Origin of the sequence: Hafnia alvei (assembly GCF_900095695.1) — a bacterium.
Lineage (GTDB): Bacteria > Pseudomonadota > Gammaproteobacteria > Enterobacterales > Enterobacteriaceae > Hafnia > Hafnia alvei_B.
On sequence record NZ_FMIQ01000024.1, the window covers coordinates 1 to 14,379 of the forward strand.

The 14,379-nt window shown below is 40.8% G+C and carries 11 protein-coding genes and 1 pseudogene; 7 read left to right on the forward strand and 5 right to left on the reverse strand.

Going from position 1 to position 14,379, the window contains the following annotated elements:
• Positions 1 to 146 precede the first annotated feature (146 nt).
• The 4 genes and pseudogenes from BN1044_RS06600 (at position 147) to BN1044_RS06615 (ending at position 3,315) form a co-directional block, all read left to right on the forward strand.
• Positions 147 to 878, forward strand: coding sequence for a replication initiation protein (locus BN1044_RS06600; RefSeq protein ID WP_227743354.1), 732 nt, complete (start codon positions 147 to 149; stop codon positions 876 to 878).
• A gap of 352 nt (positions 879 to 1,230) precedes the next feature.
• The gene (locus BN1044_RS06605; RefSeq protein ID WP_072308036.1) at positions 1,231 to 2,184 is read left to right on the forward strand and encodes an Rpn family recombination-promoting nuclease/putative transposase; all 954 of its coding nucleotides are present in this window, start codon (positions 1,231 to 1,233) and stop codon (positions 2,182 to 2,184) included.
• Positions 2,185 to 2,273: 89 nt separating this feature from the next.
• Positions 2,274 to 2,530: pseudogene (locus BN1044_RS06610) on the forward strand (Rpn family recombination-promoting nuclease/putative transposase); the annotation flags it as partial.
• 182 nt (positions 2,531 to 2,712) lie between these two features.
• Positions 2,713 to 3,315 (forward strand): DUF2913 family protein, encoded by a 603-nt coding sequence (locus BN1044_RS06615; protein WP_072308041.1) that lies wholly within the window; start codon positions 2,713 to 2,715, stop codon positions 3,313 to 3,315.
• Here the strand turns inward: BN1044_RS06615 and BN1044_RS06620 are convergent.
• On the reverse strand, positions 3,312 to 4,055 hold the full coding sequence (locus BN1044_RS06620; RefSeq protein WP_040046659.1) for a tyrosine-type recombinase/integrase: 744 nt from the start codon (positions 4,053 to 4,055) through the stop codon (positions 3,312 to 3,314). The two genes, BN1044_RS06615 and BN1044_RS06620, sit on opposite strands and share 4 nt — an antisense overlap.
• A 763-nt stretch (positions 4,056 to 4,818) precedes the next feature.
• On the opposite strand from BN1044_RS06620, the gene BN1044_RS06625 reads away from it, so the two are divergent.
• The gene (locus BN1044_RS06625; RefSeq protein WP_046450513.1) at positions 4,819 to 5,562 is read left to right on the forward strand and encodes a DUF1275 family protein; all 744 of its coding nucleotides are present in this window, start codon (positions 4,819 to 4,821) and stop codon (positions 5,560 to 5,562) included.
• Positions 5,563 to 5,788: 226 nt separating this feature from the next.
• Here BN1044_RS06625 and BN1044_RS06630 read toward each other — a convergent pair.
• From BN1044_RS06630 to aspT, 3 genes are all read right to left on the reverse strand, one after another.
• Positions 5,789 to 6,963 (reverse strand): IS3 family transposase gene (locus BN1044_RS06630; RefSeq protein WP_139130908.1). Its coding sequence is split into 2 segments (ribosomal slippage): positions 5,789 to 6,696 and positions 6,696 to 6,963, totalling 1,176 coding nucleotides; the frame shifts between segments, so codons are not numbered across the junction.
• Between the two features lie 379 nt (positions 6,964 to 7,342).
• The gene (locus tag BN1044_RS06640; protein ID WP_040046661.1) at positions 7,343 to 8,929 is read right to left on the reverse strand and encodes a bifunctional aspartate transaminase/aspartate 4-decarboxylase; all 1,587 of its coding nucleotides are present in this window, start codon (positions 8,927 to 8,929) and stop codon (positions 7,343 to 7,345) included.
• An 18-nt stretch (positions 8,930 to 8,947) separates the two neighbouring features.
• On the reverse strand, positions 8,948 to 10,636 hold the full coding sequence (gene aspT, locus BN1044_RS06645; RefSeq protein WP_139130909.1) for an aspartate-alanine antiporter: 1,689 nt from the start codon (positions 10,634 to 10,636) through the stop codon (positions 8,948 to 8,950).
• A gap of 437 nt (positions 10,637 to 11,073) precedes the next feature.
• Between aspT and BN1044_RS06650 the strand changes: the two genes are divergently transcribed.
• Positions 11,074 to 12,906 carry a sensor histidine kinase gene (locus BN1044_RS06650; protein WP_072308039.1) on the forward strand — a complete coding sequence of 611 codons (1,833 nt, stop codon included), beginning with the start codon at positions 11,074 to 11,076 and terminating at the stop codon, positions 12,904 to 12,906.
• 13 nt (positions 12,907 to 12,919) lie between these two features.
• A complete protein-coding gene (locus tag BN1044_RS06655; RefSeq protein ID WP_040046662.1) occupies positions 12,920 to 14,236 on the forward strand; it encodes a sigma-54-dependent transcriptional regulator in 1,317 nt (438 codons plus the stop codon).
• A gap of 65 nt (positions 14,237 to 14,301) precedes the next feature.
• Here the strand turns inward: BN1044_RS06655 and BN1044_RS06660 are convergent.
• Positions 14,302 to 14,379, reverse strand: a 78-nt coding sequence (locus BN1044_RS06660) for an IS1 family transposase (RefSeq protein ID WP_217492950.1), incomplete at its 5' end; no start/stop codon positions are given.

Here is a 14,379-nt window from a genome sequence, read left to right on the forward strand (position 1 = left end):
TAGCACAAGTTTATGTGGGTAATACACAAAGTAATTATGGGTAATGCCCCAAGTTACTATGGGAAATACCCCAAGTTTGATTTTTCTGAATCTGCAGTGGATAACCTTTCATTTTGCTTGTCGCTAGCGACAAGGCATGCCAGTATATGGGTACTACAAATTCACCCCATACGCCGATGACTGAAAACACTCGTCTTGCTAAAAAACCGATAAATATCAGTCAGTCAAATGAATTGACTGAAGCTGCGTATTACCTGCCTCTGCAAGCTAAGCGCGTCCTTTGGCTTTGCTTGATGCAGTGCTACCACTTAAAAGATGAGCCGGAATCTGTTTCACCGTTATTCACAATCACGGTGGCTGATTACCAAAAATTTTTTAAGGTTGGCGTTGATACCGCCTCCACTGACGTTAAAAAAGGTGTAAGTGCTCTAGCAGACAGCAATGTGACTTTCTATCCTCGCGAAGGTGAATTCGAAGAGGTTAAACGACCATGGTTGGCTGAAGCTGGGTTGAAGCGGGGAAGGGGAAAATGGCAAATTGAATTTAACTATAAAGTCATGCCTTATTTGATGGGGTTAACGAGCCAGTTCACGACTTATTCGCTTTATGACTGCGGAAAAATCAATAGTGTAAGGGTTATTCGTTTATATGAAAGTCTATGCCAATTCCGCTCATCTGGTATTTGGATCACAACACCAGATTGGTTGTCCGATAGATTCCTTCTCCCAGAATCTCAGCGCAACAATTTTGCAGAAATGAAGCGAACATTCCTCAACCCTGCGCTGAAGAAAATCAACGAAAACACACCGTTAAAAGCAGCTATGACACAAAATGAAGATGGAAAACTGATTTTCACTATTGTTGACAGGAACGGCTAAAGTTGGCCTGTTTCCCACACTCTTTCTTTATGTCCTCTTCAGATCAGCAGTCTGCTTACAAAAAATGGCATCTAGAGATCCCCCGTTTTTAATTTAGCCATAGCTTCTGATGTCACTAGCTGAAAAGTTGCTCGATCGCTCCATAGCCTATTCTCGCAAACTTACCCTAAATCCCCGATTATTGTTCTTGATAAGAATAGGCAAAGTTGGGCTATTTCCCATACATTCTCACTCTACGCAGAGAGAAGAGAAAGTAAAACGCATAGGTTAACTCACCATGCTTGTATGAGGGATAAAGGACATCATCTGTCTTTATGGTAAAATACAGGCGTCATTCTCAGAGTCAGAAACGATGAAAAAGAAAAGCACGACCCCAACGCCTCATGATGCGACATTCAGGCAATTTCTCGCACAACCTGATATTGCCCGCGATTTTATGGAGTTGCACCTTCCCACTGAGCTGCGTGCTATCTGTGACCTCAGTACGCTGAAGTTGGAATCGGGTTCTTTTGTCGAGGATGATCTTCGTCAGTACTTCAGCGACGTGCTCTATAGTGTGAAAACGATGGAAGGGGATGGCTATGTGCATGTGTTGATTGAGCATCAGTCATCACCAGATAAACATATGGCGTTCAGGTTATTGCGTTACTCTGTCGCGGCTATGCAACGCCACCTTGAAGCAGGCCATAAAAAGTTGCCGCTAATGATACCCGTGCTGTTTTATGTCGGTAAGCGTAGTCCTTACCCGTACTCCACTCGTTGGCTGGATGAATTTGATAACCCTGAGCTTGCAACAAAGCTTTATAGCACCGCTTTCCCACTGGTTGATGTCACTGTTATTCCTGACGATGAGATTATTGACCATCGTCGTATGGCCGCACTGACATTACTGCAAAAACATATCCATCAGCGGGATCTTGCGGAGTTAATCGACAAACTGGCCGCAACCCTGTTGGCGGGATATCTCTCTTCAACACAGGTGGTATCGCTGGTACACTATATCTTACAGGCAGGCAATACGTCAGACGCCGAAGCCTTTGTTCGCGAACTGGCACAGCGTGTGCCGCAACACGGAGACGCACTCATGACCATCGCACAACAGCTTGAACAAAAAGGCATCGAAAAAGGTATTGAGCAGGGCATAGAGAAAGGCATTGAACTCGGTAGACAAGAAGGCCGTTCAGAAGGTGAGCGTGAAGCTACCCTTAAAATAGCTCGAACCATGCTGCAAAACGGTCTCGACCGTAATACCGTCATGGCAATGACCGGCCTTTCCGAGGATGATCTGTCTCAGATCCGTCACTAAATATTTCAACGACTAGCGTTCGCTAGTCGTTCTCTTTTCTTGGCATTATCCACCATCCATACTTCCGACGATTCAATACAGGTTGTATCTTTGTTCGCGAACTGGCACAGCGTGTGTCGCAATACGGAGACGCACTCATGACCATCGCAAACAGCTTGAACAAAAATGTATCGAGCAGGGTATAGAGAAAGGTATAGAGCTTGGGGAACAACGTGGTATTGAAAAAGGTGAGCGTGAAGCCACCCTTAAAATAGCCCGTACCATGCTGCAAAACGGTCTCGATTGTAATACCGTTATGAAAATGACCGGCCTTTCCGAATACGGGCTGGCGCAAATTCCTCACTAAACATTTCAACGTCCAACAGCTATGGGATAGCCACTACTCTGTTTTCTCCCCATACTGACTCTCCAATAGATGGATGAATGCTCAATAGGCTGATTTATATAAATAAACCCTTATATTTACACGACGTTTATATCCTTATGCTAATATTCTCCACATCATTACATTCAACACAAAGCACTGATATGACGGTTCCTTACCACACGCGTCCCACATCAGAATTAGCACATCTGGCTTGGTGTCTTCTAACATCAGTACGCCTAGCCCAAAAAGAAGGAAAAGCGCATTCATCGCTGGAGCAGCATGTGTTTGTCATGCAATGGCTGCTAACAGCCCAAAAGCGCAAGCTGTTTCCAAAAAGCGTTGCGCCAGACATTATATGGCTGCTCGCTCAGGGTAAAAAATATGGGTTCGGGGCCAACTTACTCAAAAAAGTAGAGTATATATACCGTTCAAGTGCTGAAGAATTAGCTGCCCAAAGTGATTTATTTCGATTTACGTACTTCGTTGAGACATTAAAAACAATGGGTTGGCTAGATTTTATGGTCTCACGTAAAGAGTGGGATCAGCATTGGAAGGGCTCTAATACTGCCAGCGCAATCTATACACCCAAAGAGGATCTACAGCCCTCTTTTGATGAGAATGGAAAACTTATCAAAACACTCGCGGTACGATTCACTGGGGATATCTCCGGTATTTTCCCCCTATTAGAACAGAGCCACCTCCGCGCCCAACAGCAACCTGAGCATGAAGGCTTTTCCGTTTTTCATCTTCGTATGACGGACTAGCGCAACATTAATTTGGCCTGTGCCGGCGACATCGAAAAACTCAAATCAGGCGTCACATCGAGCGCAAAAATCTTCGTATACACTTCCGTGTTCTCCATTCTCTTATGCCCCATTAATGCCTGTACCTGTTTGATATGTATGCCATTCATCAGCAGATGCACGGCATAGCTGTGCCTAAATGTGTGTGGCGTAATAGGCCGCACTGAGAATGTAACGCCGTCACGTTCTGCTCTTTCCACCGCCGCTTTTAGCCAGTTACGGGGGGTCTCTTGGCTGGCCACATCCCACATCGGTGTCGCTCGGCGCGTCAGCAGTCTAAAGGTCGCAAAATATTCCTGCAGTCGGCGAACGTAATCTTCATCGGGCAAAGGCACCGCCCGAAACGGTACTTCTTGCTGTTCTTCTTTCGTCGGACGTCCTCGAGTTCGCGGAGCCCGTTGTTTCAAGGTCCGCAGTCTGACGAAGGGCATATCCGCGTTGAAAAAAAAGTCACTCGGCGTGAGCGCCAATGCTTCGTTGATCCGAGCACCAGTGTTCCATAATGTTTCAATCAATACCCGCTGACGCAAATCAGGAAGATAGCTAAGGAGCACTGAAATTTCCGGCGCCAATAAATAGCGGGGCACATCCAGATCGGCGGCGATGGCCATTTCACGTAAGCGAACAGCGCGCGCATAGTCACCCGGCAAACCGATCGCGCTACGTGAAATCTGTTCTAGATTGTGGGGTATCAGGCTCAATTTTTTAATCTCCGCAATCTCGTGTATTTTGGTACAAAAAACACACAATACTTGCCATGGTGTCGCGTTGGCAGGTGGCCAAAATTCAAAAGACAGTTTCTTAGTGACTATTTTGCCGAGCTTGATGATAACAGGGAAGGGGAATAAATCGGTGATCGGTCAGTGCTAGGATTGGGGAAAAAACGAAATAAGCGTAAAAAACAAAACAGCAGCGATATCCGTAGCACGCCCAGAACAGCGCTAACGCAGTCTATGAGGTTTGCGAACCCACAGCCAGCAAGGCCTGCAGCCAAATTGCAAGGCTACGTATGGCCTTTGGGGATTCTGGCGGAAATACCCAACAGTGAGATAAAAGCAAGGTAGTGCAAAGAGCAAGCATGTGAATAACCCGATAATGAGATACCTAGGTGAGTAGTCAGTAAGAGATGATGGAGAAAAAGTTAAGTTAAGATACATTACGACGTAAGTGGCCAATCAACAGCAAACAGTGTGCTTAAGCGAATATATCTAGGCATCAAATATAATTTGACACTTTGAAATTAAATGTAAGCCCTGGATTTAAAATTTTTGGTATTAAATAATAAAATTGGATTATTTTATTATTTTGTTGATGATATTCTCTTTATTTTGTTTTATGCTCACTAAAACATTAAATGAAATTGAACTGAAATATTTTGAAAAAAAGCCTTTCGCTATATTAGTTGACTAAGCCATATATAATGATAAATTCAAATAAGTATAATCCCATGACTTCGAGAAAATAATGAATAAGATTAGCATATATAAAACAGTTAATCATGAAATCCATTACGCGATGAGTTTCATTGGTGGCAGCATTGAAATCATTAGTTTTAAATTCCTTTATAAAGCACTTATTGGATACATGACATCAAATATGGTTTTTGGTATTAATTCCTTAGCTGAGAATTCATTTGATTTTTCATCTATATATCATATTCTCATCGTTGTTATATGGATGATAATAGGTGCTGGTCATCAATTTGTTGCGGACCGTTATACCTTTAAAAAAAGTAGCCCTCTATATGGGTATGCCATAGGCCTCAGTACTGCGTGCTTTTTCCTTATATTATTCATGCAGCTAGGTCATTACATGTATACTAATAACTTACTACACTTAACACCAAATGCATCCGTAATGCCACTAGTGACTATTGGATTAGTATTTATGTACATACAAAACTATATAATAAAAAGTGGAGGGACGAGTTATCCAACTACTACATCTGTAGTCACGACTGTTTATATTTTGATGATCACTCATATAATTAAGGCATGCAACAAAAAGAATGACATATCCCAACGGAAACAAGATCTTGATGAAGGAAGACATTACATTATGGTCATTATCCATTTCTTTTTAGGAGCATTTATCACCGTCAAATTGAGTCAAGAATTTGATTTCCTTGGATTATATCTGGCATTTTTCATTCTATTGTTAATAACATTTAGGGTTTGGGTAAAGCACAGTAATTTAAAGAAAACATAAAAGTTATTCGGCATAAATATCCACTAATAGTGATAAATAAAATATTCCATACAATAAGATGATATTATATGTCTTGTTGTGTGAAATAGATGAAACTTTAAATCAAATGACTCAATTTACTTAAACCATAATATTTACCATCAGGCCAAAATTTACCTTGAAAGGTTTTATTGATTCTTTGAATAGGTTAAGTCACATCTATTCATATCTAGTAGATGTGTAGTGGTCAAGCAAAACTGGCCACGTCTTTAGAGTTTTTCCAGAACAATCGTTCTGATTCATTCGGCGTCAAACCACCATTATATTGATGAGGCCTGAGCTGGCTGTAATATCCCGTGATGTAATTTGTTATCGCTGTGCTGGCTTCGCTGAAGTTTACGTATCCATATTCCGGCACCCATTCTGTTTTCAGGCTTCTGAAGAACCGTTCCATTGGACTATTATCCCAACAATTCCCCCTGCGACTCAGGCTTTGTTTTATCTGATATCGCCACAGTAACAGTCTGAAATTCCTGCTGGTATAGTGGCTACCTTGATCCGAGTGATACAGCAAATTAGCGGGTTTTCCTTGTGCTTCCCAGGCCATGGACAGCGCTTTACCTGTCAATGCAGAGTCCGGGAAAAATGACATCGCCCAGCCAACCGGTTTACGGGAAAACAGATCAAGCACAACGGCTAAATAAGCCCAGCGTTTACCCGTCCAGATATAAGTCACATCACCGCACCAAACCTGATTAGGCTCTGTTACTGCAAACTGGCGTTCCAAATAATTGGGGATCTCAACGTGTTCCTTAGACGCCTTCTTATATCGATGGCCAGGCTGCTGACAGCTGATGAGATTAAGTTCTTTCATTAGCTTTGTTGCCCGCCAGCGGCTCAGTTTTACGCCCTTAGTGGTGACCATTGCGGCAATATTACGTGCACCTGCGGAGCCTTTACTTTCGCGATAACTTTCACGAATAAGACTGAGTAATGTCACACGTGTGGCATCAGGCTTCTTTGGCTGCCGCCAGTATTTATAGCTGCTGCGATGAACCCCAAACACATTGCACACAACGGCAACGGGAAACCGCGCTCTGAGTTTCTCAACTAATGAGAACTGTTCAGGGAGTCTGACATCAAGAGCGCGGTAGCCTTTTTTAATATATCTCTTTCCATTTCAACGCGTTGAATTCTTTTCTTCAGCTCACGTATTTCAATCTGCTCGGGTGTCATTGGTGAAGCTATGGGTGATTTTCCCGCTCTTTCTTCTTTCAACTGGCGGACCCACTTATCCATCGTGGATTTGCCGATATTCATTGCCGTGGCAGCGGCGGCAACGGTGTAATGCTGATCGAGTACAAGCTGGGCAGCTTCGAGGCGAAACTCGGGGCTAAAATTACGTCTGTTACGTCCGGTCATAATGTCACCTGTGTTGACTATGAGGTGATGATATCACCTCTATTCAGGTGGCCAAATTCAGTGTGCCACTACAGATATTACTTATCCATATATAGTTATATAAATTCGCGCAGTAGTATACTCTAAGTTTAGAGGTATGCAGTGTTATGCTAATACTAATCTGAATTGTTACAATGAGGGGAGGGTGATATCAAAGCAATCAGGAAGTAGACACATATTTAATAATGTATAGTATGGCCATTTCCTCGATATTACTACACTTTTAACGCTATGCATAAATCGACTTTTGCGATTTTTTCGGTAGATGCATGGTTAGGTATATTACGGCATTGGCGAATAGCACCTCCACTGGAGGTGCTATTTTACTTATTAAACAGAATTAGCTAATTGCACAATATTTATCATAATATTCTTTAGCCATCTCGCGTAACATCTTACCAATCTGAGCATATTGATATTCGTTCAGATTTGCCAGAGAGGCTCGAGCAGATGGGTGTTGACTGCCGAATCCTTTACCTGGCAGCAGAATAACGCCCGTTTCAGTTGCGATGCGGAAAAGAAGCTCATTATGAGAGAAGTTTTTGCGAAGCCACAGGGCAAAATCAGCGTTATAAAGCTGAGTGGCAATCGACTCTAAATCCAGCAGCGTATAATAATCAACAGACTGACCATCCTGTGGAACTTCAACGCCTAGCTCGCGATAAAGTGCACATTGACGCTGGCGGATAACTTTCTTGAGAATTTTTTTGTATTCATCGTGTTCATCCATTAAAGCAAACAGACTAAACATAACCATCTGAATCTGTTGTGGCAACGACAAGCCGGCAGTATGATTTAACGCTACAGCACGACTATCAGCAACAAGACGATCAATGAAATGCAGATCTTCTACATTGGTAATAATGGATGAGTAACGTTTATGTAGCTCCTCTTTGATATCTTTAGGCATCGCGGAGAGCTTATCATCAAGGACATTATTTTTATGTGTCGCGATAGCTCCTAAGCGCCATCCTGTTGCACCAAAGTATTTCGAGAATGAGTAAACCAGAATGGTGTTATAAGGGCATACAGCAAATAAGGACTTGAAATCATCTGCAAATGTACCGTAAACATCGTCGGTTAAAATAATCAGATCTTTTCGCTCATTGCTAACAATAGAGCTAATTTTCTGTAGGCAACGGTCATCTAATTTAACCGATGCAGGATTACTTGGATTAATACAGAAGAAGATTTTAATATCTGGATCTTTCAGTTTATCAAGTTCTTCATCACTGTACTGCCAGTTGTTTTCTGGTTCAGCATTGATTGGTACGATCTCCAGTCCATACTCTTCTAACTGTGGGATCTCAATGTAAGGTGTGAAAACAGGCATGCCGATTGCTACTTTATCGCCCTTTGAAAGCAGGCGGTTTTCTTTTAAGGTATCGAAAATATATGCCATTGCCGCAGTACCGCCTTCAACAGCGAAAACTTCAATGTCGTCGGTAGACGCATCGCTGCCGGACATTTCGCGCAATAAGTAATGGCGAACAATTTGCTCGCTGATAGTCAGCATGCGAGAAGGAACTGGATAATTGCATCCAAGAATACCCTCTACCATTTCTTGAATGAAATCTTTACCAGAAAGGCCTAACTGATCTTTTACATAGCTAAATGAATTACGTAAGAAGCAAACTTCAGGCAGTTGCAAATTATCGCTGATGAAACGCTCGAAGCGCTCCAGCATACCCTCATTATCAGGGATACCACCGATATCTTGCTTCATATATGAATACGATAATTCAGATTCGCTACAAGCAAATAGACCTAATTGAAAGAACGCGAGGCGTGGTAGTGTAGCCAAGAAGTTTGGATTACCACGTCCTGCATTTAACATGGTTTTATTTTTATTTCCTGATGCATGTTTAATCAATTCATCTTTTAATTCAAATGGACTAAGTTGAGCAAGTTCTTTAAAGTCAGTCATGATTATCTCTATTAATAGTTAAACAAAAGCAACAACTAATGGCCCAAGCAATGTAAGGAATACATTTGCAAGCGCGTATGTGATAGCAAAAGAAACTGTTGGTACAGAATTACCGGATTTTTCTAATACCTCGCCAAAAGCAGGATTTGCACTCCTTGTTCCTGAGAGGGCGCCTGCAAATATCGCGGTATTGTCGTAATGCAAAATGTATCGACCAACAAGCATGGTAATAAATAGCGGAATGATGGTGACTGCGACACCGATCATAAAGATGGATATTCCACTTTGGGCAATAGTACTAATGGCTTGTTGACCAGACTGAAGTCCTACTACAGCAACAAATCCAGCAAGCCCTAAGTCTTTTAGCAGCGTAGATGCTGGCGTTGGCATATTTCCCATCACCATATGGCGTGAACGGTACCAGCCAAAAATAAGCCCAGAAAATAGCGCGCCACCACCGGCTCCTAATGTGAGAGGAATAGAGCCAATATGAACGACGGCGAGACCAATGAGCAGGCCAACAGAAACACCAATCCCATGGAATAAGAGATCTGTTTTTTCACTAACGCTGATAACAGGACCAACCTCTTTTGCAAAGCGCTGGATATCTTCATTCACGCCATAAACAGTGACAACATCACCAGACTTGATGAGCGTTTCTCCGACTAAAGGAAGTGAACCTTCCCCGCGCTTGAGCTGTAGGAAATAAATACCGTGACGTAGCTCCTGAGTGGCTGTGCTGGAAATGTATGCAATCTTTTTATTCGTATAGGCTTTATTGGTAATAATGATATCTCGGGTGGAAATAACGACTTCCATCCCATCATTATCTTTAGTTTCAGGGCCAACTATTTCATCCAACTGGACTACGCTACTGCGACGACCAACAATGAGGATAATATCGCCCAGCTCTAAGGTCGTTTCACCACTTAAACCAATGATATCACCTGAGCGTTTAAGCCTTTCAACGGTAATCTTTCCTTCAGTCGCAGATTTCTCTAGTTGAGAAATTGTCAACCCAGCAGCAGATGTGACTTTGAAAACTCGGCCTACAATATTAGGAAGTGCAGGCGTTTCGCCAAATCCATAATTTCTAGCGCCATTTAATAGTGTTGCTTCTGCTTTTATGGCATCCTCACGTAAACCTCGGCGCATAAACCAAGGGAGAATATTGACACATATAATAATCGCGCCCAACGAGCCAAATATGTAGGTGACAGCATATCCGATAGCAACATTAGCCTGTAAATGCTGGGATAATTCAGGTGAAAGGCCTAGCTTTTCGATGGCAGAACTAGCTGTTCCAATAATAGCTGATTGCGTCAATGCACCGGCTGCAATGCCTGCTGCAGTGCCCTTATCTAGGTCATACATTCTTGCAAGAATGACAACGGTGAGGAGTCCGCTCACGGCCATGACAATAGCAAGTATGATTTCTCTTATCGACTTCAAACCTAGAGATTTAAAGAACTGAGGCCCACTTTCAAAGCCAACTGCATAAATAAATAGAGCAAAAAGAACAGCTTTAATGCCGTCATCAATGGTTACACCGAATTGACTTAAAGCAACAGAGATAACAAGTGCTCCGGCAACACCACCAAGCTGAAATTTACCGAATTTGAATTTCCCTATCCATGTACCAATAGCTAGAGAAAGAAATAGCGCTATCTCAGGTGACATTTGAAAAATTGAATGAATTAGAAACACACGACAACCCTCTTCATAAGAGAAAGAAGTTATAAATTAAAAAATATCATTTCCATAGAGTATTTTTTACAAGTACATATGCGAACATTAACTCAGTGATCTTCAACGGCGCTGAGTATATTCAGTAAGACGTGCTTTAATTTATGATCTGAGTCAATTTAATTAGATGTTATTAAATTTAAAAAACCACTAGTAAAATAACTTTTTCGAAAATCCGAAATAATGGGTTTTATTATCTACGGTAATTCGGATTTCATATCTTATTTATTTTTTATTTCTGACCAAAGACAAATACACGCATTAATTTTATGGGTAATGACTAAATATCCGTTAGTATTCTGTTTAACATCGATGTGTTATTATTGACTGGATTACCTTTATGTGTTTTAACTTCATGCTGTTATGTTGGACGTCAGTGACTCTGCGAGATAAACAAAATGCCACAACATCATCAGCACAACCAGATTTTGCGTGACCCTAAGCTACAACAGTTTGTCTTAATCGTTATCATATTTTCTTTGGTGCTGATTTATAGTTGCTATGTTATTGTAAACGAGGTTAAAAACCAAAAAATACTCTTGAGGCAACAACTCAATGAGATAGGCTTAGCACTGAATTTAAGTGTACAACGCTACGAATTTATGCCGTACTCATTATCTCGTGACGAAAAAATAATTAACTTACTCAGAGAAAAAGACGCTAAAAAGCAAACAAAAGAAATGAATAGATATTTAAAGTCTATCCAAGTGCGCACAGGCGCCCTCTCTATCTATATCATTGACCTGGGCGGTAACATAATCTCATCAAGTGACTTTGGACAATGCGAAAGCGCTATTGGCTGCAATGTTTCACATAGACCTTACTTTATAAATGCAGATACAGATAATACTATTGGATACTTTGGTGTTGGGGTCTCAAACGGTATCCCAGGTTACTTTTTAGTTAACTCAATAAGTTGGAATGGCGAGAAGATAGGGGCTATTTCAGTTAAAGTTAATTTAGATGATCTTATCAATACTAGAGGCGGTGAAGGTGAGATAATTCTTTTAGATCAACATGACATTATCGCAAGTTCTAGCAATCCGAATTGGTTTTATCATTCAATCTCACCATTACCTAAGTTACAGTATCAGAAAATATCGGAAGAACAGAGATATCGGGTCAATGATATTCCTATGCTAGATTATAGGAATATAATAAAAGAAAATGACGACTCATGGATTGTTAGCGTAGCCAAAAAGTACTATATGGCAAGTGAGAGTTATGTTAGCGATATCAATATGACATTAGTAAGGCTTTTACCCATGAGTGCTATTTTTAAGGCAATATGGCCTAAAATAGGGGGAATCATCGCTACGTTTGCTTTTTGTGCAATACTATTCAAAATAATTGTCCAACGAAATAAAATTTTATCTCTGAAAATTGAAAAACAGCAAGCATTAAAGAAAAAAAATAGATCGCTTGAAAATCTTGTCATGCTAAGAACGTATGAACTTGCAAAAAAAACAATTAATCTTGAGGCGGAAATAAAAGAGCGAGTCAATAGTGAAAATATTCTTCGAAATATGCAAAAAGAGTTGCTTCATAATGAAAAACTCGCAGCTATTGGGCAGCTTTCTGCCGGATTAGCACATGAAATTAATCAGCCATTAGCAGCAATTAGCATGATTTCAGCAAATACGATGCGTTTTATCGAAATAGGAGAATGGGAAGAAGCTCGATCAAATTTAGCGCGAATTGCTCGATTAGTTGATTTTATCGGTCAGTTAAGCAATCAGTTACGTACTTTCTCTCGTGTGGGTGATGATTCAATAAGCTCAGTTTCGTTAAAAATCAGTATAGACAATGCAATGTTGTTATTGAGTCATAAATTTAAAAAAAATAACTTTACATTTACTCGCATACCACCATCGAGTGAGATTTATTGCTTATGTAATAACCTTAGACTTGAGCAAGTATTAGTCAATTTAATCAGTAATGCCCTTGATGCTATTTCGCATGAAAATTCGGCGGGTAATATAACGGCCAAATGGTATAAGGATGGTGATTCCGCTGTTATTGAAATTGAAGATAATGGCCCAGGCATTCCGCTCAACGTTATTGAACATATTTTCGAACCTTTTTTTACAACAAAAATATCACATGGATTAGGATTGGGCCTCGCTATTTCTGCTGATATCATAAAATCTTTTAAAGGTTCATTATCAGCGGTTAATGTCGAAACAGGGGCACGCTTTATCATTCGTCTACCATTGCATAAAGATAATTAATTGGAGAACATTTATGAACGATATAGACATCTTAATCATTGAAGATGATAAAGATATTCAACATGGCTGCGTTCAGGCGCTGAAATTAGATAATAAACGCGCTATTGGAGTTGGCTCTGTCGAAGACGCACGTTTTTTACTGCCTGAGCTGAAGCAGCACGGTATAATTGTGACGGACATGAAACTACCTGGCATGAGTGGACTTACATTCCAGAAAGAGTTCAACGCCATAAATCCTGATGTTCCTATCATTATTATTACTGGTCATGGTGATGTAGAAACTGCCGTAGAAGCTATGCATAATGGTGCATATGATTTTTTGCAAAAACCTTTCACTCCTCAACAATTGCTGAATATAGTACGCCGAGCGCTTGATAAGCGACGTCTCATCTATGAAAACAACCAATTACGTCGTAAACTTGCTGATGCAAGCGCACTTGAGAGCCGTCTTATTGGGAATTCATCGGCTATCACTGAGGTTCGTGAGACAATAAAAGATATTGCGATGACGCCGACAAATATTTTGATTTATGGCGAAACAGGATCCGGTAAGGAACTTGCGGCGCGCTGTATACACGACCTTAGTGGTAGATCAGGCCCCTTCGTTGCACTTAATTGTGGCGGACTACCTGAATCATTGTTTGATAGCGAAATTTTTGGTCATGAGGTTGGTGCATTTCTCGGTGCAACGGAAACCCGGATTGGGAAGCTGGAATATGCAGATAAGGGGACGCTATTTCTCGATGAGGTAGAGAGTATGCCTTTCAGTATGCAAGTAAAATTTTTGCGTGTTTTGCAAGAGCGGCGTTTTGAGAGGTTAGGCTCAAATAAAACTATACCTATTGATATTCGTATTATTAGTGCAAGTAAAACTAATTTAGTTGAACTTAGCGAAAATAACCTTTTTCGTGCTGATCTTCATTTCCGGTTGAGTGTTATTAATCTTCATTTACCAGCACTACGTGATAGAATTGAAGATATTCCTTTGCTTTTCAATCTTTTTGTTTCTCAAGCATCAGCATGTTTTGATCGTCCTGCACCTGAAATTAAGGCTGTATTGCTTCATAAGTTAATGGCAGCTCAGTGGCCTGGGAATATACGTGAACTACGAAATTATGCCGAGCGGTTTGTGCTTGGGATCAAGGATGAGCATAACACTTCATTTGATGAAAGTGCTAATTCACTTATTCAAATGGTTGAACATTTTGAACGCAGTCTCATTATTCTTGAAATAAATCGTCAAAGAGGAAGTTTAACTAAAACTGCTGAAGCGTTAAAAATACCTAAAAGCACACTCTCAGATAAAATAAAAAAATATTCTTTAAAATAAAGATATGTGTTCATCGACTCTGTCGCATTACCGTAGGTAAGTCAGCAAAAGGGTAATGATTTCAATTAGTAGAATATGTTTTTTTCAATGAAGGCCCCGGTGACCTTTTCATGTAGTTCAATTGAGCGTGAGAAGCAGATTGT